General features: G+C 68.4%; 20 protein-coding genes. 11 read left to right on the top strand and 9 right to left on the bottom strand.

What is annotated here, in order from left to right:
• Nucleotides 1-28 precede the first annotated feature (28 nt).
• Nucleotides 29-709 carry a PadR family transcriptional regulator gene (locus ACZ42A_RS14125; RefSeq protein WP_468527445.1) on the bottom strand — a complete coding sequence of 227 codons (681 nt, stop codon included), beginning with the start codon at nt 707-709 and terminating at the stop codon, nt 29-31.
• 740 nt (nt 710-1449) lie between these two features.
• Here ACZ42A_RS14125 and ACZ42A_RS14120 point away from each other — a divergent pair.
• On the top strand, nt 1450-3714 hold the full coding sequence (locus ACZ42A_RS14120; RefSeq protein WP_468527444.1) for a transglycosylase domain-containing protein: 2265 nt from the start codon (nt 1450-1452) through the stop codon (nt 3712-3714).
• A gap of 167 nt (nt 3715-3881) precedes the next feature.
• Nucleotides 3882-5390: a glycosyltransferase family 87 protein gene (locus ACZ42A_RS14115; RefSeq protein WP_468527443.1), complete on the top strand. Its 1509-nt coding sequence runs from the start codon at nt 3882-3884 to the stop codon at nt 5388-5390.
• Nucleotides 5391-5482: 92 nt separating this feature from the next.
• On the opposite strand, the gene ACZ42A_RS14110 is transcribed toward ACZ42A_RS14115, so the two are convergent.
• From ACZ42A_RS14110 to ACZ42A_RS14100, 3 genes are all read right to left on the bottom strand, one after another.
• Nucleotides 5483-6514, bottom strand: a complete 1032-nt coding sequence (locus ACZ42A_RS14110; RefSeq protein ID WP_468527442.1) for an alanine racemase — start codon at nt 6512-6514, stop codon at nt 5483-5485.
• Between the two features lie 74 nt (nt 6515-6588).
• The gene (femX, locus tag ACZ42A_RS14105) at nt 6589-7710 is read right to left on the bottom strand and encodes a peptidoglycan bridge formation glycyltransferase FemX (protein ID WP_468527441.1); all 1122 of its coding nucleotides are present in this window, start codon (nt 7708-7710) and stop codon (nt 6589-6591) included.
• A gap of 161 nt (nt 7711-7871) precedes the next feature.
• A complete protein-coding gene (locus ACZ42A_RS14100; RefSeq protein WP_468527440.1) occupies nt 7872-8174 on the bottom strand; it encodes a hypothetical protein in 303 nt (100 codons plus the stop codon).
• 286 nt (nt 8175-8460) lie between these two features.
• Here ACZ42A_RS14100 and rpsF point away from each other — a divergent pair, with 286 nt between their 5' ends.
• The 4 genes from rpsF to rplI all read left to right on the top strand — a co-directional run bounded on the left by rpsF (nt 8461) and on the right by rplI (nt 10149).
• Nucleotides 8461-8751, top strand: coding sequence for a 30S ribosomal protein S6 (rpsF, locus tag ACZ42A_RS14095; protein WP_014673750.1), 291 nt, complete (start codon nt 8461-8463; stop codon nt 8749-8751).
• Between the two features lie 80 nt (nt 8752-8831).
• Nucleotides 8832-9401, top strand: a complete 570-nt coding sequence (locus tag ACZ42A_RS14090) for a single-stranded DNA-binding protein (RefSeq protein ID WP_468527439.1) — start codon at nt 8832-8834, stop codon at nt 9399-9401.
• A gap of 46 nt (nt 9402-9447) precedes the next feature.
• On the top strand, nt 9448-9684 hold the full coding sequence (gene rpsR, locus ACZ42A_RS14085; protein WP_003949403.1) for a 30S ribosomal protein S18: 237 nt from the start codon (nt 9448-9450) through the stop codon (nt 9682-9684).
• An 18-nt stretch (nt 9685-9702) separates the two neighbouring features.
• A complete protein-coding gene (gene rplI / locus ACZ42A_RS14080; protein WP_194043864.1) occupies nt 9703-10149 on the top strand; it encodes a 50S ribosomal protein L9 in 447 nt (148 codons plus the stop codon).
• Nucleotides 10150-10279: 130 nt separating this feature from the next.
• Here rplI and ACZ42A_RS14075 read toward each other — a convergent pair whose 3' ends face one another.
• Nucleotides 10280-11617 carry an MATE family efflux transporter gene (locus ACZ42A_RS14075; protein WP_468527438.1) on the bottom strand — a complete coding sequence of 446 codons (1338 nt, stop codon included), beginning with the start codon at nt 11615-11617 and terminating at the stop codon, nt 10280-10282.
• A gap of 460 nt (nt 11618-12077) precedes the next feature.
• On the opposite strand from ACZ42A_RS14075, the gene dnaB reads away from it, so the two are divergent.
• Nucleotides 12078-13553, top strand: a complete 1476-nt coding sequence (gene dnaB, locus ACZ42A_RS14070; RefSeq protein ID WP_468527437.1) for a replicative DNA helicase — start codon at nt 12078-12080, stop codon at nt 13551-13553.
• A gap of 217 nt (nt 13554-13770) precedes the next feature.
• Here dnaB and ACZ42A_RS14065 read toward each other — a convergent pair whose 3' ends face one another.
• Nucleotides 13771-14334, bottom strand: a complete 564-nt coding sequence (locus ACZ42A_RS14065; protein ID WP_468527436.1) for a dihydrofolate reductase family protein — start codon at nt 14332-14334, stop codon at nt 13771-13773.
• A 221-nt stretch (nt 14335-14555) separates the two neighbouring features.
• Here ACZ42A_RS14065 and ACZ42A_RS14060 point away from each other — a divergent pair, with 221 nt between their 5' ends.
• A complete protein-coding gene (locus ACZ42A_RS14060; RefSeq protein WP_468527435.1) occupies nt 14556-15941 on the top strand; it encodes a serine hydrolase domain-containing protein in 1386 nt (461 codons plus the stop codon).
• Nucleotides 15942-15995: 54 nt separating this feature from the next.
• Here ACZ42A_RS14060 and ACZ42A_RS14055 read toward each other — a convergent pair whose 3' ends face one another.
• Both ACZ42A_RS14055 and ACZ42A_RS14050 read right to left on the bottom strand, forming a co-directional pair.
• On the bottom strand, nt 15996-16448 hold the full coding sequence (locus ACZ42A_RS14055) for a GNAT family N-acetyltransferase (RefSeq protein ID WP_468527434.1): 453 nt from the start codon (nt 16446-16448) through the stop codon (nt 15996-15998).
• Nucleotides 16449-16457: 9 nt separating this feature from the next.
• Nucleotides 16458-16916: a MarR family winged helix-turn-helix transcriptional regulator gene (locus ACZ42A_RS14050; protein ID WP_468527433.1), complete on the bottom strand. Its 459-nt coding sequence runs from the start codon at nt 16914-16916 to the stop codon at nt 16458-16460.
• A gap of 143 nt (nt 16917-17059) precedes the next feature.
• Between ACZ42A_RS14050 and ACZ42A_RS14045 the strand changes: the two genes are divergently transcribed.
• On the top strand, nt 17060-18262 hold the full coding sequence (locus ACZ42A_RS14045) for an MFS transporter (RefSeq protein ID WP_468527432.1): 1203 nt from the start codon (nt 17060-17062) through the stop codon (nt 18260-18262).
• 144 nt (nt 18263-18406) lie between these two features.
• Nucleotides 18407-18829, top strand: a complete 423-nt coding sequence (locus ACZ42A_RS14040) for a GlcG/HbpS family heme-binding protein (RefSeq protein ID WP_468527431.1) — start codon at nt 18407-18409, stop codon at nt 18827-18829.
• Between the two features lie 68 nt (nt 18830-18897).
• Here the strand turns inward: ACZ42A_RS14040 and ACZ42A_RS14035 are convergent, their stop codons facing one another.
• Complete coding sequence (locus tag ACZ42A_RS14035; RefSeq protein ID WP_468527430.1) at nt 18898-19764, bottom strand: GNAT family N-acetyltransferase; 867 nt, start codon at nt 19762-19764, stop codon at nt 18898-18900.
• Nucleotides 19765-19968: 204 nt separating this feature from the next.
• On the opposite strand from ACZ42A_RS14035, the gene ACZ42A_RS14030 reads away from it, so the two are divergent.
• Nucleotides 19969-20601, top strand: a complete 633-nt coding sequence (locus ACZ42A_RS14030; RefSeq protein ID WP_468527429.1) for an HAD family hydrolase — start codon at nt 19969-19971, stop codon at nt 20599-20601.
• Nucleotides 20602-20800 lie beyond the last annotated feature (199 nt).

Here is a 20800-nt window from a genome sequence, read left to right as displayed (position 1 = left end):
TGTACTCGGTGAGGCCCTGACGGGGGTCTCACGTGGCGGTGTCGTCGGGCGTATCCGGCCGGGTGTCGTCCCCGGGCCGGGGCAGGCCGCCCGGCGCTCCAGATGTGGTGTCCTGAGCGGACTCCCCGGAGGCGGAGCCCCGAAGGTCCCGCCCGGCCCGCTCGCTCTCGATGAGCTCGTTCAGCCAGCGCACTTCGCGCTCCACGGACTCCATTCCGTGGCGCTGGAGCTCGAGGGTGTAGTCGTCGAGGCGCTCTCGGGTGCGCGCCAGGGAGGCGCGCATCTTCTCCAGACGCTCCTCCAACCGGCTGCGGCGGCCCTCCAGCACGCGCATGCGTACGTCGCGTGACGTCTGCCCGAAGAAGGCGAACCGCGCGGCGAAGTGCTCGTCCTCGTACGCGTCGGGGCCGGTCTGCGAGAGCAGCTGTTCGAAGTGCTCCTTACCCTCTGCCGTCAACCGGTAGACGATCTTGGCGCGGCGGCCCGTGAGCGGGGCGGCCGGCGCCTCCTCGACGGTATGGCCCGGTTCTTCGATCAACCAGCCGTTGGCGACCAGCGTCTTGAGGCAGGGGTAAAGCGTCCCGTAGCTGAACGCGCGGAACACACCCAGTGACGTATTGAGTCGTTTGCGCAGCTCATAGCCGTGCATCGGAGATTCGCGGAGCAGGCCGAGTACGGCGAACTCGAGGATCCCGGAACGCCGGCTCATGGTCGCCTCCTCTCTTCCGCGGTCGTGCCGTCACGGTCTTTATGTCGTGCTGATGTATCGACTCGATACATCACGACGATAGAACGGCCCCCCTCATGCGACAAGAGGGGGAATCGTGAACGGCGTCACATCACTGATTCGTAGGAAGCGAGTTGCCTGTTTTGGGGTGAACTTCAGAGCTAGGCGGGTTTTGCCGCTGCGTAGTCTGTGCGGCATGCACACCACCGGGAACCGAGTTGCGCCTGGGGGCGTCCTTGTCCCCGGTGCAGTACGGGTGAATGCGGAACCGACCACATCCGTACTTCGGGGGGACCGGAAACCAGCCGCCGTTTCCAGGCACACAAGGGTGCGCCTGCCCGAGGAGTAGTCGTTCGATGAGCGAGCACCGTCGCAAACCGCCGCAGCCGCAGGGAGGCGGACGTGCCGCGGCCCGACGCGGCCAGCCCGGCTCTGCCTCCGGCCGCCGTGCGGCACCGCGAGGCGCCACCGGGTCTCCTTCCGATACCTATGGGTCGGGATCTCATGGGTCGGGAGGCGAGGAGCGGCCGTACGGCGGCCGCGCCGAGGCCCGGCGCGCGGCCCAGAGAAACGGCGGTGGTCGCCGCAGAGCGGCCGAGAACGGGCGACGCGGTCCCGGCGGACCGAGCGGACCCGGGCGTGGCCGAGGGCGGGGCGCCGCCTCCGACCGGAAGCGGATCATCGACTACCCGCGCGCCGGCAAGTACGGCTGGCAGCGCTGGGTGCCCTCCTGGAAGCTCGTCTCCGGCCTGTTCCTGGCCTTCTTCGGCAGCCTCGTCGCCATCGCCGGCATCGGCTACGCGATGGTGGGCATCCCCACGGAGGAGAACGACGCCGCGCTGTCGCAGAACAACGTCTACTACTGGGCCGACGGCAAGCAGATGGTGGCGACGGGCTCCGGTGAGAACCGGCAGAACATCACCATCGACCAGATCCCCAAGGACATGCGGTGGGCGGTGATCTCAGCCGAGAACAAGACGTTCTACGAGGACTCCGGCGTCGACCCCATGGGCATCGCCCGCGCCCTGGCCAACATGGCGACGGGCGGTGACACGCAGGGCGGTTCGACGATCACCCAGCAGTTCGTCAAGAACACCTACCTGAGCCAGGAACAGACCATCTCCCGGAAGTTCAAGGAGATGTTCATCTCGATCAAGGTGGGGACGAAGCTCGACAAGGACGAGATCCTCCAGGGCTACCTGAACACCTCGTACTACGGTCGTGGCGCGTACGGCATCCAGGCCGCGGCCCAGACCTACTACGGCAAGGACGCGGAGAACCTGAGCGCGAGCGAGTGCGCCTTCCTCGCGGCCCTGCTGAAGGGCCCGACGTACTACGACCCGGCGGGCAACCAGGACCTCGACACCTCGGCGACCCCGAAGGCCAACCGCGAGCGTTCCGAGAAGCGGTGGCGCTGGATCCTCGGCGAGATGCACAAGGACGGCAAGCTCTCGGACGCCAAGTACCAGGAGGCCGTCAGCGAGTACCCCGTGCCCCAGGGCCGCAAGGCGATCAAGGGCATGACCGGCCAGATCAGCTACCTGGTCGACACCGCCAAGAAGTACGTGCTGGCCCACTCCGACATCACGGAGGCCCAGTTCGACCGGGGCGGCTACCAGATCTACACGACCTTCGAGAAGGACAAGGTCGACGCACTGGCCAGGGCCGTCAAGAAGATCGAGAAGGAGCGCATCGATCCGAAGCGGGAGCTGGACAAGTACGTCCAGTTCGGCGCTGCGTCGGTGAAGCCCAACGACGGCGCGATCGTCGCCCTCTACGGCGGCGCGGGCTACGAGAACGGCCACTTCACCAACAACGCAGACACCGCCGGTGTCCCCGTCGGTTCGACGTGGAAGCCGTTCGTGCTCGCCGCGGCCATGCAGTACGGCACGTACAAGAGCGACGGCGTCGGCATCTCGCCGATGAGCAAGTACAACGGCAACGACCACCTCAAGGTCCAGAAGCCGGACGGCAGCTACTACCTCAAGAAGGACAACTCGGTCTTCTACCAGGAGAACGAGAGCGACCGTCCCTGGGGCTACATCACCCTGCACAAGGCGATGGAGCAGTCCGTGAACACGCCGTTCGTGCAGCTCGGCGTCGATGTCGGCATGGAGAACGTGCGGGACGTCGCCGAGAAGGCCGGCATCCTGGACCAGAGCTTCTCCGACATCAACCCGTCCTTCGCGCTCGGTACCTCGACGCCCAGCGCGATCCGCATGGCCGACGCCTACGCGACGTTCGCCGCGTCCGGCAAGCAGGCCGACCCGTACTCGGTGACGAAGGTCAAGCAGGGCGGCCAGGAGCTGAAGGGCTTCGAGAAGCCCAAGGTCGCGCAGGCGATGCCCGAGAACGTGGCCAACAACGTCACGAAGGTCCTCGAGAACGTCATCGAGAACGGCACGGGTAAGAACGCCAAGGCCCTGGGACGTACGGCGGCGGGCAAGACCGGTACGACGGACGAGAACAAGTCCGCCTGGTTCGTCGGCTACACCCAGCAGCTGTCGACCTCGGTCGCGATGTTCCGTGAGAACCCCAAGAGCCATGCGCTGCTCTCCATGAACGGCACGGCCGGTGTGGACTCCATCCACGGTGGTGACATCCCCACCGAGGTGTGGACCGAGTACATGAAGGTGGCGCTGAAGGGGAAGTCCGACCCCGGCTTCCCGGAGCCCACCCCGATCGGGGAGGTCATCGACCAGGTGGGCGCGCCGTCTCCGACGCCGTCCGTCACCGTGACGCCCAGCGAGACCGCGACGGAGGAGGCCAGCCCTTCGCCCAGCGCGTCCGAGCCCGAGCCGACTCCGAGCGCTTCGGCGAGCGAGACCTGCTCCTTCGGCTGGTGCGATGACTCCGGCGGTGCCGATACAGGTGGTGGTGAGGGAGAAGTGACCCCCACGCCCACCGTCACCGAGACATCCGGCAACAGCAATGGGAACGGCGGTAACGGCAACGGCGGGTTCTTCGGAGGAACCACAACCGAGTGACGCCGGCCGTCACGGCTCGTCCTGAGCGTGGCGCAGTGCCCCTGTTTCACGTGAAACACTTCGTTTCACGTGAAACAGGGGCACTTCTCTCTTCGTCGTCTCCTCTCAGACTCGTCGGAGGCCCACGTCACCGTGGATTCCCAGCCGCGTACGGCAGGATGTGCCCCATGCCCAGTGCAGAAACGACGCAGACGAGCGCGCACGAGCCGGATCCGGTACGGCCGACGAAGGCCGACGAGGTCGCTGCTGCCGGCAGCGAGCTGATCGGCGGCCCCATCGGGCGGCGCGCCCTGCTCGGGACGTCCTGGTGGACCCCCGTACGGGTGATCGCGCTCGTGGCGATCGGCGTGTTCGCCCTCGGACTGGTCCAGAAGGCGCCCTGTTACAACGGCGCCTGGTTCTTCGGCGCCAGCTCGCAGTACACGCACGCGTGCTACTCGGACATCCCGCACCTCTACCAGGGCCGCGGATTCGCCGACGGACTCGTGCCGTACTTCGACCGGCTGCCCGGCGACATGGAGTACCTGGAGTACCCGGTCCTGACCGGCGTCTTCATGGAGGTCGCCGCCTGGCTCACCCCGGGAAGCGGCAGCATCCAGCACCAGGAGCAGTGGTACTGGATGGTCAACGCGGGGATGCTGATGGTCTGCGCGGCCGTCATCGCCGTCTGTGTGGCCCGCACGCATGCCCGGCGGCCCTGGGACGGCCTGCTGGTCGCTCTGGCGCCCGCTTTCGCGCTGACCGCCACCATCAACTGGGACCTGCTGGCCGTCGCGCTGACGGCCGCCGCGATGCTGATGTGGGCACGGGGCCGTTCCCTCGCCTTCGGTGTCCTCCTGGGGCTCGCCACGGCCGCCAAGCTCTATCCCGTCTTCCTGCTCGGCCCGCTGTTCGTGCTGTGCTGGCGGGCGGGGAAATGGCGCGACTTCGGCAAGGCGCTGGGGGGCGCGGTCTTCGCCTGGGTCGTGGTGAACGGGCCGGTGATGCTCTTCGCCTTCGAAGGCTGGTCGAAGTTCTACCGGTTCAGCCAGGAACGCGGCGTCGACTTCGGCTCCTTCTGGCTGATCATGGCGCAGAACTCCAGCGACCCGCTCAGCACCGAGACGGTCAACACCCTCGCCACGCTGCTGATGCTGCTGTGCTGTGTGGGCATCGCGGCGCTCACCCTCACCGCCCCGCGCCGACCGCGCTTCGCCCAGCTGGCGTTTCTCATCGTCGCGGCCTTCATCGTCACCAACAAGGTCTACTCGCCGCAGTACGTGCTCTGGCTGGTGCCGCTGGCCGCGCTGGCCCGGCCCAAGTGGCGGGACTTCCTCATCTGGCAGGCCTGCGAGGTCATGTACTTCCTGGGCATCTGGATGTACCTCGCGTACACGACCAGCGGCGACGCCCACAAGGGACTGCCGACCGACGGCTACCACTGGGCGATCGGCCTGCACCTGGTGGGGACGCTGTACCTGTGCGCCGTCGTCGTACGCGACATCCTCATGCCGGAGCGGGACGTGGTACGCCGGGCCGGCGACGACGATCCGTCCGGAGGGGTGCTCGACGGGGCGGAGGACGTCTTCGTGCTCGGCGCAGCGGCGCATCCGCCGCGCCACGCGGCCCACTTCGAGAACCCCCCGGGTCCGCAGGTCGAATGGGGCGCGTCGAAGGCAGCCGAGGGTTCGCCCTGAGCGAACAGGGCGTAGAGGCAGCACGCGAAAGGCCGTACGCGGGGTTCCGCGTACGGCCTTCGCCATGTGTCGTGGGGCCGTGCCCCGGGTGCTCAGCGGTCCACGAGCCGGTCGAACTGCGTGGTGGTGTGCCGCAGATGGGCCACCAGCTCGTCACCGACCTTCGGCTCCGGGGCGTCGGCCGGCACGAACAGGATGGAGACCTGCATGTGCGGCGGCTCGGCGAACCAGCGCTGCTTGCCGCCCCAGACGAACGGAGAAAGGTTCCGGTTCACCGTGGCGAGGCCGGCACGGGCGACGCCCTTGGCGCGCGGCATGACGCCGTGCAGCGCCTTCGGGGCCTCCAGACCCACCCCGTGTGACGTTCCGCCCGCCACGACGACCAGGAACCCGTCGGAGGCCGCCTTCTGCTGGCGGTAGCCGAAGCGGTCGCCCTTGGCGACGCGGGTGACGTCCAGGACGGCGCCGCGGTACTCCGTGGCCTCGTGGTCGCCCAGCCACAGTCGCGTGCCGATGCGGGCGCGGAAGCGCGTCTGCGGGAACTGCTGCTGCAGCCGGGCCAGTTCCTCGGCCTTGAGGTGGCTGACGAACATCGTGTGCAGCGGCAGCCGGGCCGCGCGCAGCCGGTCCATCCAGCCGATGACCTCCTCGACGGCGTCCGAGCCATCGGTGCGGTCCAGCGGCAGATGCATCGCGAAGCCCTCGAGGCGGACGTTCTCGATCGCGGCGTGCAGCTGCGGCAGGTCCTGCTCGCTGATGCCGTGCCGCTTCATCGAGGACATCACCTCGATGACCACCCGGGCGCCCACCAGGCCGTACACGCCGTCGACCGAGGACACCGACCGCACCACCCGGTCGGGCAGCGGCACGGGCTCCTCGCCACGCCGGTACGGCGTCAGGACCAGCAGGTCACCGCCGAACCAGTCCTTGATCCGCGCGGCCTCGTACGTGGTGCCGACGGCCAGCATGTCGGCGCCCAGTCGTGTGGCCTCTTCCGCCAGCCGCTCGTGTCCGAAGCCGTAGCCGTTGCCCTTGCAGACCGGGACCAGCCCCGGGAACTGCTCCTGCACGTGCTTGTGGTGCGCCCGCCAGCGCGCGGTGTCGACGTAGAGCGTGAGCGCCATGGCCGGACCTGGAACCTTTCTCGTGGCTGCGGTGTATCAGAGGTATGGAAGGTATCGAAGCAAACGCCCCGGGTTCAGCGGCGCGACATGTAGATGTCGAGCGCCTTGTGGAGCAGCTTGTTCAGCGGGAAGTCCCACTCGCCGAGGTATTCGGCGGCCTGGCCGCCCGTGCCCACCTTGAACTGGATCAGGCCGAAGAGGTGGTCGGACTCGTCCAGCGAGTCGGAGATGCCCCGCAGGTCGTAGACGGTGGCGCCGAGCGCGTAGGCGTCGCGCAGCATCCGCCACTGCATCGCGTTCGAGGGCCGGACCTCACGGCCGATGTTGTCGGAGGCGCCGTAGGAGTACCAGACGTGGCCGCCGACGATCAGCATCGTCGCCGCCGACAGGTTCACCCCGTTGTGCCGGGCGAAGTACAGCCGCATGCGGTTGGGGTCCTCGGTGTTGAGGGCCGTCCACATGCGCTGGAAGTACGACAGCGGGCGGGGCCGGAAGTGGTCGCGCACCGCGGTGATCTCGTACAGGCGCTGCCACTCCTCCAGGTCGTGGTAGCCGCCCTGGACGACCTCGACCCCGGCCTTCTCGGCCTTCTTGATGTTGCGGCGCCACAGCTGGTTGAAGTTCTTGTGCACCTCTTCCAGGGACCGGTTGGCCAGCGGCACCTGGAAGACGTAGCGGGGCTGCACGTCGCCGAAGCCGGCGCCGCCGTCCTCGCCCTGCTGCCAGCCCATGCGGCGGAGCTTGTCGGCCACCTCGAAGGCGCGCGGCTCGATGAAGTCGGCCTCGATGTCCCGCAGGCGCTTGACGTCCGGGTTCTGGATGCCCTGCTTGATGGAAGCGGCCTCCCAGCGCCGGATGATCACCGGCGGGCCCATCTTCACGGAGAAGGCGCCCTGCTGCTTCAGGTGCGCCAGCATCGGCTGGATCCAGTCCTCGAGATTCGGCGCGAACCAGTTGATGACCGGACCCTCGGGCAGATAGGCGAGGTAGCGCTTGATCTTCGGCAGCTGGCGGTAGAGCACGAGACCCGCGCCGACCAGCTCGCCGGTCCGGTCGTCGAACCAGCCGAGGTTCTCCGAGCGCCACTCCGCCTTGACGTCTGCCCAGGCCGGGACCTGCATGTGACTCGCCGCCGGCAGGCTCTGGATGTACGCCAGATGCTGCTCGCGACTGATGGTCCTCAGGGTCAGGCTCATTCGGGGCGCTCCTCGGGCTGGTGTGTCCCCATGGGTACAGGGGCTCCGGCTCTAGCGCCGAAGCCTACTGCGCCCGCGGAGCGGCCCGATTGGGCGTACGGCACCTTCGCCCCGGCTCTCGGCGCCGGGGCGGGGAGGAGGTGCCGGTACGGCCGGGGACCTCAGCCGAAGAGACCGCCGTGTGCCATACCCAGGAAGAAGCCGATGCCGGAGGCACCAAGGCCCAGGATCAGCCCGAAGCGCTCGCGGGTCGTTTCCGAGACCCAATGGCCGTACGCACCGGTGAAGATCCCCACCAGGCCGGTCCACGAGCTCAGCAGATGCAGGCCGTGGAACTGCGCCGTGATGAAGGAGACCGCGCCGAGGACCAGGGTCACCGCCATCAGCGTGTCCTGGAGGGGGTGGGGCCTGCCGTCGGTGGCGAAGAGGGAACCGGCGGTGTTGGGTCGCAATGCCTGTGCCATGTGGCACCTCCTTGCGGAAGGCGGCGCACTGTAGCGCCATACACACCCGATGTGTACAGACTGACCGCCCTCGCGGCCGGATTTCAACCGGAAGCCGGTGTGCGGGTAGTCTGTACCGTCTGCACCGGTGTCTGCCCAGGCACGCCAGGAGATAACACCCGGCCCACCTGGGATGCCGCTCACCGACCCCCGATTGTCAGTGGCGGCCGATACCGTTGCGTACGCATCACAACCCTCCTGCCACGGAACGACCGTGGCCGCTGAGTCCAAAGGAGGTGGGTTCCACATGCGTCACTACGAGGTGATGGTCATCCTCGACCCCGATCTCGAGGAGCGCGCTGTCTCCCCGCTGATCGAGAACTTCCTTTCTGTCGTCCGTGACGGTGGCGGAAAGGTCGAGAAGGTCGACACCTGGGGCCGTCGTCGTCTCGCGTACGAGATCAAGAAGAAGCCCGAGGGCATCTACTCGGTCATCGACCTGCAGGCCGAGCCTGCGGTCGTCAAGGAGCTCGACCGCCAGATGAACCTGAACGAGTCGGTCCTCCGGACCAAGGTCCTCCGCCCCGAGACCCACTGAGCTCTCCCGCTCAGCTGATCTCGGGATTCGAGTAGCACCACCAGCAGCCAGCAGCAGCAAACCCGCCGAGAGGTTCCCCCATGGCAGGCGAGACCGTCATCACGGTCATCGGCAATCTTGTCGACGACCCCGAGCTGCGCTTCACCCCCTCCGGTGCGGCGGTCGCGAAGTTCCGTGTCGCGTCCACTCCCCGCACCTTCGACCGTCAGACCAACGAGTGGAAGGACGGCGAGAGCCTCTTCCTGACCTGCTCGGTCTGGCGCCAGGCGGCGGAGAACGTCGCCGAGTCCCTTCAGCGAGGCATGCGCGTCATCGTGCAGGGCCGGCTGAAGCAGCGGTCGTACGAGGACCGTGAGGGTGTCAAGCGCACGGTCTTCGAGCTGGACGTCGAGGAAGTCGGCCCCAGCCTGCGCAACGCCACGGCCAAGGTCACCAAGACCAGCGGCCGCGGTGGCCAGGGCGGTTACGGCGGCGGCGGCCAGCAGGGCGGCGGCTGGGGCGGCGGCCCCGGTGGCGGCCAGCAGGGTGGCGGCGCTCCCGCCGAAGACCCGTGGGCGACCGGCGCTCCCGCCGGTGGCCAGCAGGGTGGCGGCGGCTGGGGCGGCGGCTCCGGCGGCGGTGGCGGCTACTCGGACGAGCCCCCCTTCTAAGGGCACGGCTCGTATCCCCACTTCTTGATCACACAGGAGAAACACCATGGCGAAGCCGCCTGTGCGCAAGCCTAAGAAGAAGGTCTGCGCGTTCTGCAAGGACAAGGTCACGTACGTGGACTACAAGGACACGAACATGCTGCGGAAGTTCATTTCCGACCGCGGCAAGATCCGTGCCCGCCGCGTGACCGGCAACTGCACGCAGCACCAGCGTGACGTCGCCACGGCCGTCAAGAACAGCCGTGAGATGGCGCTGCTGCCCTACACCTCCACTGCGCGCTAAGGGAAGGGTGACCGACTCATGAAGATCATCCTCACCCACGAGGTCTCCGGCCTCGGTGCCGCGGGCGACGTCGTCGACGTCAAGGACGGCTACGCTCGCAACTACCTGATCCCGCGGAAGTTCGCGATCCGCTGGACCAAGGGTGGCGAGAAGGACGTCGAGCAGATCCGTCGTGCTCGCAAGATCCACGAGATCCAGACGATCGAGCAGGCCAACGCTGTGAAGGCCCAGCTCGAGGGCGTCAAGGTCCGTCTGGCCGTTCGCTCCGGCGACGCCGGCCGTCTCTTCGGTTCCGTCACCCCGGCCGACATCGCCTCGGCGATCAAGGCCGCCGGCGGTCCCGAGGTCGACAAGCGCCGCATCGAACTCGGCGCGCCGATCAAGACCCTGGGCGCCCACGAGACGTCCGTGCGTCTGCACCCCGAGGTTGCCGCCAAGGTCAACATCGAGGTCATCGCGGCCTGATCGTTGCGCTCGGCTTGAACAGCTGAGAGAGGGGCCGCACCCGTGCAGGGTGCGGCCCCTCTTCGTATGGGTCATCGGTCGGCCGTTTCACGTGAAACCGTCGTTTCACGTGAAACGGGCCGTGCGACCGTCAGCGTGTCGCCCCCGTCACGACCCAGCGGCCCGAGCGGGTACGCGCCCACAGCGTGGCCATGCGCACGGTCATCATCAGCGTCATCGCGATCCACAGGGCGGTGAGCCCGCTGCCGACGGTGGGGACGAGCAGGGCCACCGGAGTGAAGACGGCCAGGGTGAGGACCATCGCCCAGGCCAGATACGGTCCGTCGCCCGCGCCCATCAGCACACCGTCGAGGACGAAGACGACACCGCTGATCGGCTGGGAGAGAGCCACCACGAGCAGGGCGGGCAGGGCGGCGTCCTTCACGGCGGAGTCACTGGTGAACAGTGGCAGGAAGAGCGGGCGGGACACGATCACGAGCAGGCCCAGCAGGATGCCGACGCCGATGCCCCACTGCACCATGCGGCGGCAGACATCACGAGCGCTCTGGGCGTCGTCGGCGCCGAGGTAGCGACCGATGATGGCCTGCCCGGCGATGGCGATGGCATCGAGCGCGAAGGCGAGCAGACTCCACAGCGACAGGATGATCTGGTGGGCGGCGATATCGGCGTCGCCGAGACGGGCTGCCACCGCGGTGGCGATCATCAGGATCGCGCGCAGGGAGAGGGTCCGTACCAGCAGCGGCACGCCCGCCTGGGCGGAAGCCCTGATCCCGGCGGCGTCGGGACGAAGAGACGCCCCGTGGCGGCGAGCGCCGCGGACGACCACGACGAGATAGGCGGCGGCCATACCCCACTGGGCGATGACGGTTCCCCAGGCGGAGCCCGCGATACCGAGGTCGGCGCCGTAGACCAGGCCCGCGTTGAGGGCGCCGTTGGCGACGAAGCCGGCGATGGCGACGTAGAGCGGTGTCCTCGTGTCCTGAAGTCCGCGCAGTACGCCGGTCGCCGCGAGGACGATGAGCATGGCGGGTATGCCGAGCGCCGAGATGCCTAGATAGGTGGTCGCGTAGGGGGCCGCCGTGTCGGAGGCGCCGAAGAGGTCCACCAGGGCGGGGGCCGTGGGCAGGACGACGGCGATGACTCCGGCGCCCAGCAGCAGCGCCAGCCAGATGCCGTCCATGCCCTGCCGGATGGCGGCCCGGAGTTCGCCGGCGCCCACGCGGCGGGAGACGGCGGCGGTGGTGGCGTAGGCGAGGAAGACGAAGATGCTCACCGCCGTCGTGAGGAGGGCGGAGGCGACGCCGAGACCGGCGAGCTGGGCCGTTCCGAGATGGCCGACGATCGCGCTGTCGGCCAGGACGAACAGGGGCTCGGCGACCAGGGCGCCGAAGGCTGGGACGGCCAGCGCCACGATCTCCCGATCGTGCCGTCGCCGGACGACTCTGGAGGTCGCTGGAGCCTGTGTCATGAGCACCAATCTAATCGTCCACAGGTAAGAGACGCAAAGTCTTTGTGCCCCTTACTTTGTATCTCGTCCCGTGTGCTCCTGTACACAGTGCGAAGTGATCTTGATCCGACTGGGGAAGTTTTTCTTCTGCACAGCCGGTGGATGGGAAAGGCGCAGGTCAGAGCCATTTCGTAAGGTCACGCGAGTTCTTGTTCACAGGGCTGTCCACCGGGTCGTGCACAGGTTTCGGGCAGTTCTCCACAGCATCGGGCCGGTCGTCCACATGGCCTGTGGATAACCAGATTGGCTGACGGTGCCGGGGGGCCTACCGTGGTCCGGCGCTCGCTCCGTCCGCCGACCGGGAAACCGTCATAAAACCGGCGCGCATGAACCGGAGTTGGGCTTCTCGTTTTGTCAGTGCCGTGCCGTAGAAATGAGGGGCACGGCGAGGTCCGTTCCGCGGACGGGAGGAGGTGGCTCGGTGAGCATTTCCGAGCCCTTGGACGATCCGTGGGCCGACAGCGGTCCCAGCGATCGCCTGCCCTCCCGCCGGCGGCCGGAGGGTGGCCGGGGGCGGGACGAGCAGCACGACCGCGGCAGCGAGAACGGCGCGTGGGACGGGGGAGGTTCAGCCTTCGAGCGCGTCCCGCCGCAGGACCTTAACGCCGAGCAGTCCGTCCTCGGCGGCATGTTGCTCTCCAAGGACGCCATCGCCGACGTCGTCGAGATCCTCAAGGGCCACGACTTCTACAAGCCCGCCCACGAGACGATCTACCAGGCGATCCTCGACGTCTACGCCAAGGGCGAGCCGGCCGACCCCATCACCATCGCCGCCGAGCTCACCAAGCGCGGCGAGATCAACAAGGTCGGCGGCGCGTCGTATCTGCACACCCTCGTCCAGACGGTGCCCACGGCGGCGAACGCCGAGTACTACGCGGAGATCGTCCACGAGCGCGCGGTGCTGCGCCGCCTGGTCGAGGCCGGTACCCGGATCACGCAGATGGGATACGCGGCCGACGACGACGTCGACGAGATCGTCAACCGCGCGCAGGCCGAGATCTACGCGGTCACCGAGCAGCGCACCAGCGAGGACTATCTGCCGCTGGGCGACATCATGGAAGGCGCCCTCGACGAGATCGAGGCCATCGGCTCGCGCAGCGGTGAGATGACCGGTGTCCCCACCGGCTTCACCGACTTCGACTCGCTCACCAACGGGCTGCACCCCGGCCAGATGATCGTCATCGCCGCACGTCCCGCCATGGGTAAGTCCACGCTCGCGCTGGACTTCGCACGGGCCGCGGCGATCAAGCACAATCTGCCGAGCGTCATCTTCTCCCTCGAGATGGGCCGCAACGAGATCGCGATGCGTCTGCTGTCCGCCGAGGCCCGGGTCGCTCTGCACCACATGCGCTCCGGCACGATGACCGACGAGGACTGGACCCGTCTGGCCCGCCGGATGCCGGACGTCTCCGCGGCCCCGCTCTACATCGACGACTCCCCGAACCTGTCGATGATGGAGATCCGCGCCAAGTGCCGGCGTCTCAAGCAGCGCAACGACCTCCGGCTGGTGGTCATCGACTATCTCCAGCTGATGCAGTCCGGCGGCTCCAAGCGGGCGGAGAGCCGGCAGCAGGAGGTCTCGGACATGTCCCGTAACCTCAAGCTCCTGGCCAAGGAGCTGGAGATCCCGGTCATCGCGCTCTCCCAGCTGAACCGTGGTCCCGAGCAGCGCACCGACAAGAAGCCGATGGTCTCGGACCTGCGAGAGTCCGGCTCCATCGAGCAGGACGCCGACATGGTCATCCTGCTGCACCGTGAGGACGCCTACGAGAAGGAGTCTCCCCGCGCGGGCGAGGCCGACCTGATCGTGGCCAAGCACCGAAACGGCCCGACGGCGACGATCACGGTCGCCTTCCAGGGCCACTACTCGCGGTTCGTCGACATGGCGCAGACCTGATCCGTCGCTTCTGTAGCGTCTCAGATTTCGTGGCACAGTCTCAGCCGTGAGGGCACCACGGTGGCACTTATGCCGACGTTGTGATCCCTGGTCGGAGCTTTCAGCCTTTCGGGTGGCGGCGTACTCGCGGTCCATGAGGTCGCGTGCGCGGCACAACCGAGCCAGCTCCTCCGGTGTCACCCGCGGAGCATATGGCCCGTGACTCCCGGACGGGCGCTCAGCGCCTCGTCTCGTACCTGGTCAGGATCACGCCGCAGGGAAACGTCCGCGTCTCCACCAGGTTCAGGTTCACCCAGCTGTCCAGCGCGGTGAAGAACGGCGTGCCGCCGCCCACCAGGACCGGCGCGGTGGCCAGCACGTACTCGTCAATCAGCCCGGCCCGCATGGCCGCCCCGGCGAGCGTCGCGCCGCCGATGTCCATCGGGCCGCCGTCCTCGGCCTTGAGCCGAGTGATCTCGGCGACCGCGTCGCCGGTGACCAGGCGGGTGTTCCAGTCCACCTTGTCGATCGTCGAGGAGAACACCACCTTCGACATGTCCCGCCAGCGGCGCGCGAACTCGATCTCCGCCGGGGTTGCATTGGGCTGCTGGTCGCCGGTCGGCCAGTAGGAGCTCATCGTCTGCCACAGCTTGCGCCCGTACAGCGACAGGTCGGTCGCCTGCAACTGGTCGGACCAAAACTGGAACAGCTCGTCGCTCGGCACGCTCCAGCCGATGTCGTCGCCGGGTGCGGTGATGTAGCCGTCCAGGGTCACGTTCATGCCGTAGATCAATTTCCGCATGGCGCCAGCCTTCCGTGAGTCGGTCTCACGCGCACAGACCGGCGCGGCGCGGGAAACTCATCGGTGCGCGATCTGAGCTCGCATGTAGTCCTCGTACTCGGTGGCTCAGCCGCAGACTCATCGTTCCGCCGAGGAAATGGCATCGATCTGAGACTGATCTACAGCTTCGCCGCACAGGCCCGCAGCAGGACGCAGGCACGTGCTTTTGATGGACTGAGCGCATGACGACATCTCAGGAAGAACTGCTTCCCGGCACGCGGCGGGTGTTGCTGCACCGGATCGCCGTGGCCCAGGCCGAAGGACGGACACCATCGCTGGTGGCGGCCGTGGTCAGGGGCGGGCGGGTCGTGTGGCACGGGGCGCGGACCTCGGTGGACGGGCATGCGCCGGACGAGAACGTGCAGTATCGGATCGGCTCGATCACCAAGACCTTCACCGCGGTCCTCGTCCTCAGGCTGCGTGACGAAGGCCTCCTGGACCTCGGTGACCCGCTGGAGAAGCATCTGCCGGGCACCGGTGCGGGGCAGGCGACCATCGCCGAGCTGCTGGCGCACACCAGCGGCCTGGCGGCCGAGACCCCGGCGCCATGGTGGGAACGCACTCCTGGGGCCCTGCGCCCCGAGTTGGCAGATGTCCTGGGCGAGCAGCCCTTCCTGCATCCGGCGGGTCGCCGCCATCACTACTCGAACCCTGGCTACACGCTGCTCGGCGCACTCGTCGAGAAACTGCGCGGCGCTCCCTGGGAGGACGTACTCCGGCGCGAAGTGCTCGAACCCCTGGGCCTGAGCCGAACGAGCGCGCAGCCGTCGGCCCCGCACGCCGGTGGCTGGGCGGTGCATCCCTGGGCCGATGTGCTGCTGCCGGAACCGATGGAGGACCTGGGCCGGATGGCTCCGGCCGGGCAACTTTGGTCCACCACCGGGGACTTGGCCACGTTCGCCGCGTTCCTGATGTACGGGGACGAGCGGGTGCTGAGCGCGGAGACGGTCCGGGAGATGCGGGCGCCCGCCGCTCCGGCGGAGTCGGCGGATGTCGCCGACGGGGCCACGTACGGCCTCGGACTGCAGATCCAGCACCGGGACGGTCGGCTGCTGGTGGGCCACACGGGCTCGCTCCCGGGCTTCCTGGCGAGCCTCACCATCAGCGTGGACGATGATGTCGCGGCCGTCGTACTGACCAACTGCACTTCCGGACCGCTGCCGGCCACCCTGTGCGCCGACCTGGTCCGGATCGTCGCCGAAGCGGAGCCCCGGATCCCTGAGCCGTGGCGTCCGTTGCCTGAAGTCGATCCCTCTGTCCTGGAGTTGGCGGGGCAGTGGTACTGGGGAACGCAGGTGTTCGCTCTGCGGCTCACGGCCGACGGCGGTGTCTCGCTCGGGCCCCTGGCCGGCACAGGCCGCCGCTCGCGGTTCCGGGCGAACGGCGACGGGACCTGGACCGGGCTGGAGGGCTACTACGCCGGGGAGATCCTGCGAGCCGTGCGGAGGCCGGACGGATCGGTGAGCCATCTGGACCTCGGCTCGTTCGTCTTCACGCGGCAGCCGTACGACGAGACGGCCGATGTGCCGGGAGGCGTGGATCCCGAGGGCTGGCGGGGGATCAAGTAGGACCCAGCTAGGGGAAGGGGCTCTGTTTCACGTGAAACAGAGCCCCTTCGTCGATCACAGCTGAAGCTTGAAGCCGAGATGCGATGCCTCGAAACCGAGTCGCTCATAGAAGCGGTGCGCATCCACCCGGGAGGTGTCCGAGGTCAGCTGGACCAGCTGGCAGCCCTCGATCCGGGACGTCTCGATCGCCCACTGGATGAGCTGGGTGCCCAGACCGCTGCCGCGTTCCTCGGCGTGGACACGGACGCCCTCGATGATCGACCGAGTGGACCCGCGCCGGGAGAGCCCCGGAATGATCGTGAGCTGGAGCGTGCCCACCACGCGGCCATCGCGGACGGCCACGACCAGGTGCTGGTTCGGATCGTCGGCGAGCCGCTCCAGCGCGGTCAGATACGGGGCCAGGTCGTCCGGTGACTCGCGCTGGGCGCCCAGCGGGTCGTCCGCGAGCATGGCCACGATCGCGGGGACGTCGTCCGCGACCGCGGCACGTATCTCAAGATCACCCATGCCCGCACCCTATGCGGGCACCCTGCCCGACTCCACGACCCGCACCAGCGGGGTCAGCTCCGGAACCTTGGCCGCCTCGTCCAGCGCCTCACGCAGCGCGGCGTCGTTGGTGGGGCGCGCCTCCTCCAGCAGCTTCAGGCCCGCCTCGGTGACGTTGGTGTAGATGCCGCGGCGGTCCGTGGGGCACAGATAGCGCTCCAGCAGGCCGCGGTCCTCGAGCCGGGTGACCAGGCGAGTGGTGGCGCTCTGGCTGAGGACGACCGCGTCGGCGACCTGTTTCATCTGGAGATGCCCGCCCTCGCCGTCGTGCTGCCGGCTGAGCACGTCGAGCAGGGAGTACTCGCGCACGCTCAGTCCGTGCCTTGCCTGGAGAGAGCGCTCGATGTGCGCCTCGATCCGGCCGTGGAGCAGGGAGAGAGCGCACCAGCCCTGAGCGAGAGCGGTGAGCGCGGGGTCCGTTGCTGTCATTGGCGTTTCCTCCGTCCCGGAGCGGCTTGATTCCAGGATAGAGCAGGCCTGCAATAGCCCGCGATTGCATTTATCCCGCGCTTGCAACTATTGTGGACGCACGCAAAGCGCTCCTGCAATCTTCTGGGAAGGTGTACCCCTCCATGCCTCTCGCGCTTTTGGCCCTCGCGATCGGGGCCTTCGGGATCGGAACGACCGAGTTCGTGATCATGGGCTTGCTGCCCGAGGTCGCGAGCGACTACGGGGTATCCATCCCCACCGCCGGCTACCTGGTGACCGGCTATGCCCTCGGCGTCATGTTCGGCGCCCCGCTGATGACCGTGCTCGGCACCAAGGTCTCCCGCAAGCGGATGCTGATGCTGCTGATGGGCCTGTTCATCGTCGGCAACGTGCTGTCCGCCGTCGCCCCCGTCTTCGGGGTCATGCTGATCGGCCGGGTGGTCGCCTCACTCGCCCACGGTGCGTTCTTCGGCATCGGCTCGGTCGTCGCGGCCGACCTGGTCGCCCCGGACAAGAAGGCCGGAGCCATCGCGATGATGTTCACCGGACTGACCGTCGCCAACGTCGTCGGCGTCCCGCTGGGCACCCTCGTCGGCCAGTCCGTCGGCTGGCGCGTCACCTTCGCCATCGTCGCCGCGCTCGGCGTCCTCGGTCTGGCGGGCATCGCCAAGCTCGTGCCGGACATGCCCAAGCCGGAGGGCGTGCACCTGCGTCACGAGCTGGCCGCCTTCAAGAACGTCCAGGTCCTGCTCGCCATGGCGATGACCGTCCTCGGCTTCGGCGGTGTCTTCGCGGCCATCACCTACATCGCGCCGATGATGACCCACGCCGCCGGCTTCGCCGAGGGCTCCGTCACCTGGCTGCTGGTCCTCTTCGGGCTCGGCATGGTCGGCGGCAACCTCGTCGGCGGCAAGTTCGCCGACCGCGCGCTGATGCCGATGCTCTACGTCTCCCTGGGCGCCCTCGCCCTGGTGCTCGCGCTCTTCACGCTCACCGCGCACAACAAGATCCTCGCGGCCGTCACGATCGTGCTGATCGGCGCCCTGGGCTTCGCCACCGTGCCGCCGCTGCAGAAGCGGGTCCTCGACCAGGCGCACGGCGCCCCGACCCTGGCCTCCGCCGTGAACATCGGCGCCTTCAACCTGGGCAACGCGGTCGCCGCCTGGCTCGGCGGCCTGGTGATCGCGGCCGGTCTGGGATACACCGCCCCGAACTGGGTCGGCGCGCTGCTGGCCGCCGCCGCCCTGGTCCTGGCGTTCCTCTCGGCCGCCCTGGAGCGCCGTGAGAAGACCCCCATCCCGGCGTCCGTCGCCTTCACCGAGCAGCCGACGGCCGTCCACCACTGACCTGATCCGGTCACCGCGGGGCCAGGGCCGTCCCTGCGGTGACCGCCGGATCACCGTTTACCCCGGATGCGGGTCGGACCCCGCTGGGCCAGGGCCGTCCCCGCGGCCGCCGACCCGACAGCACCATCGCAAGGAGAACCCCTCATGAGCACCACCACCGCTGTCGCCCCCCTGACCATCCAGGACGCCGAGACCCTGGTCGCGACGGCCTCCCGCGCCGCCGAGGCCGCCGGTGTCACGGTCAGCGTCACCGTCCTGGACGCCGGCGGGCACCTGCTGGTCTTCCGGCGCGACGACCGGGCCGTCCTGATCTCCGGGGAGACCAGCACCCGCAAGGCGTACACCGCGCTCCAGCTCAACGCGCCCACCGCGGACCTGGTCGACGCCGTCAAGCCGGACGGGCCCTTCCACAGCCTCCCGACCGCGCTCAGTCAGCCGCTGCTCTTCATCGCGGGCGGCGTGCCGGTACACCGCGACGGCCGGCTGATCGGCGCCATCGGCGTCGGTGGTGGAGCGCCGGAGCAGGACCACACCTTCGCCACCGCCGCTGTGGAAGCCCTCGGCTGACCGCGGCTCCCCGCTGACAGAAGACGCCGGTTCCCTACGGGGACCGGCGTCTTCGGCGTCCTGGCGGCTCAGCCCGCGGCCACCGTCACGGGAGCGAAGCGCCGGCTCCAGTCCCCGGGCAGCTCCCCGATGCCGTAGGTCATCACCGCGTTGAAGGCGACGGACGTCAGCCCGCGCTCCTTCGCCCACACCAGCAGCTCTTCGTGCCGTACGTCGATATCGGTCCGCAGCGGACGGTCGGTGTGGGCGGCGAGGGAGGCGATGAGCGCCTGCGCCGTCTCGGTGTCGCGGGCGATCAGCGGTCCGACCACATGGGTGTCCATGTTGGGCCACGCGGCCGTGTAGCCGATGATCCGGCCGTGCTCCTCGGCGACGCGCAGCTGGTCGGCGAAGGCGGGCAGCCGGGTGATGATGTGCGTGCGGTCGGCGCCGAACACCTCCTCGTCCAGCCGCAGAATCGCCGGCAGATCCTCCGCTGTGGCGGGCCGGGTCGCGACCTTCGGTTCCGGTCCGCCCGGCGTGAAGCGCCCTCGCAGCATCTCGGCCCGGCCGGTGACCTTGAAGCCGAGTTCTTCGTAGAGCGGGCGGCCGTAGGGCGTCGCGTGCAGGGTCAGCGGGGTGGTGCCCATCGAGGAGACGATGTGGCGCATCAAACGGCGCCCGATGCCCTGACGGGCGTGCTGCTCGGCGACCAGCACCATGCCGATGGCCGCCAGATCGGGGCGGTCGTGAGGACCGTACTCCGTGACGGCACAGGCGCTGACGAGCCCGCCCTCGGGGTCGTCGATGCCGTATCCCTTCCCCGCGGTGAGGAGGAAGCCCCACTTGTGCTCTTCGCGCGGCCACCCCCGGTTCTCGGACAGGTCGGCGCAGGCGGGGAGATCGCGCAGCGTCAGACGGCGGATGGGCAGAGCGGCGAGGGAAGGAGTGGGCACGCAGGTCAGGCTGTCCGACGGGTGCCCTCGGCGTCCACCTGTTTCGAGTGAGACGTACGTCCTTTTGGCCATGCCGTGACCATGGCCACAGCGGGAGGACCGAGGCGAGGTGTTTCACGTGAAACGTCGACGAACGGAGGGCGTCCGCCTGATGCATCAAGGGGTCAATGGCCCTGACAATCGGCGCCGGTAGCCTCGGGGCGCATGGCGAGACTTCATCTCTTCGATCTGGACGGCACATTGCTCTACGGGAGTTCCGCGCCGGTGGAGATCTCACGACAACTCGGTCTGGAAGCGGAGACGGTGGCGCTCGACCGGGCGATCTCGGCCGGGGAGATAGGCCCGCCGGAGTATGCGGAGCGGGTCCACACGCTGTGGGCGGAGCTGACCGAGACGCATGTGACGGCAGCCTTCGACGGGGCGCCCTGGCTGGCCCGCATCCGCGAGGTCTGGGCGGAGATCGCAGAACGGGGTGACTACTGCGCCGTCGTATCGCTGTCCCCCTCGTTCTTCGTCGAGCGGCTCACGGGCTGGGGTGCACACGCGGCGCACGGGTCTCGCTTTCCCGCTGTGCCGTTCACCGAGCCCGTGGATCCGGAGGGGGTGCTCAGCGCCGCGGCCAAGGTGCTGATCGCCGACCGGCTGTGCCGGCGGTTCGCAGTGACACGGGCCGACTGCGTCGCGTACGGGGACTCGTCGTCGGACAAGGACCTGTTCGCTGCTGTACCGGTCTCGGTCGCGGTCAACGCCGACCGCCACGTCACGGGCCTGGCCACCCACGCCTACGAGGGGAAGGATCTGTGGGATGCCTATGAATTGGTTCGCGACGCCCGGTAATTGAGAGAACTCATGGTTCGCCCCACGGTCGAATTGGTGAGGGGTGAAGGGGGGACTTGTGTGCGACGCGGTGGCCGGTATGGTCGACTCCGGTTCCCGGCCGGGAAGAGGCGGCACACCTTTCCGGGAGGGACGCGAGAAGGCAACGCAGCCTAACGGGACGGAGAGATCGAGGACCCGCGTTCCGGGGTATACGGCT

This window comes from Streptomyces sp. NPDC030838 (genome assembly GCF_055572035.1).
The sequence above is the reverse complement of the archived record's forward strand: the minus strand, read 5'-3'. Positions and strand labels throughout refer to the sequence as shown.

Bases quoted from the DNA above. Each gene is read 5' to 3' on its own strand.
- ACZ42A_RS14125 (WP_468527445.1), bottom strand. From the start codon at position 709: ATGAGCCGGCGTTCCGGGATCCTCGAGTTCGCCGTACTCGGCCTGCTC.
- ACZ42A_RS14115 (WP_468527443.1), top strand. From the start codon at position 3,882: ATGCCCAGTGCAGAAACGACGCAGACGAGCGCGCACGAGCCGGATCCG.
- ACZ42A_RS14110 (WP_468527442.1), bottom strand. From the start codon at position 6,514: ATGGCGCTCACGCTCTACGTCGACACCGCGCGCTGGCGGGCGCACCAC.
- femX (WP_468527441.1), bottom strand. From the start codon at position 7,710: ATGAGCCTGACCCTGAGGACCATCAGTCGCGAGCAGCATCTGGCGTAC.
- ACZ42A_RS14100 (WP_468527440.1), bottom strand. From the start codon at position 8,174: ATGGCACAGGCATTGCGACCCAACACCGCCGGTTCCCTCTTCGCCACC.
- rpsF (WP_014673750.1), top strand. From the start codon at position 8,461: ATGCGTCACTACGAGGTGATGGTCATCCTCGACCCCGATCTCGAGGAG.
- ACZ42A_RS14090 (WP_468527439.1), top strand. From the start codon at position 8,832: ATGGCAGGCGAGACCGTCATCACGGTCATCGGCAATCTTGTCGACGAC.
- rpsR (WP_003949403.1), top strand. From the start codon at position 9,448: ATGGCGAAGCCGCCTGTGCGCAAGCCTAAGAAGAAGGTCTGCGCGTTC.
- rplI (WP_194043864.1), top strand. From the start codon at position 9,703: ATGAAGATCATCCTCACCCACGAGGTCTCCGGCCTCGGTGCCGCGGGC.
- ACZ42A_RS14075 (WP_468527438.1), bottom strand. From the start codon at position 11,617: ATGACACAGGCTCCAGCGACCTCCAGAGTCGTCCGGCGACGGCACGAT.
- ACZ42A_RS14065 (WP_468527436.1), bottom strand. From the start codon at position 14,334: ATGCGGAAATTGATCTACGGCATGAACGTGACCCTGGACGGCTACATC.
- ACZ42A_RS14060 (WP_468527435.1), top strand. From the start codon at position 14,556: ATGACGACATCTCAGGAAGAACTGCTTCCCGGCACGCGGCGGGTGTTG.
- ACZ42A_RS14055 (WP_468527434.1), bottom strand. From the start codon at position 16,448: ATGGGTGATCTTGAGATACGTGCCGCGGTCGCGGACGACGTCCCCGCG.
- ACZ42A_RS14050 (WP_468527433.1), bottom strand. From the start codon at position 16,916: ATGACAGCAACGGACCCCGCGCTCACCGCTCTCGCTCAGGGCTGGTGC.
- ACZ42A_RS14045 (WP_468527432.1), top strand. From the start codon at position 17,060: ATGCCTCTCGCGCTTTTGGCCCTCGCGATCGGGGCCTTCGGGATCGGA.
- ACZ42A_RS14040 (WP_468527431.1), top strand. From the start codon at position 18,407: ATGAGCACCACCACCGCTGTCGCCCCCCTGACCATCCAGGACGCCGAG.
- ACZ42A_RS14030 (WP_468527429.1), top strand. From the start codon at position 19,969: ATGGCGAGACTTCATCTCTTCGATCTGGACGGCACATTGCTCTACGGG.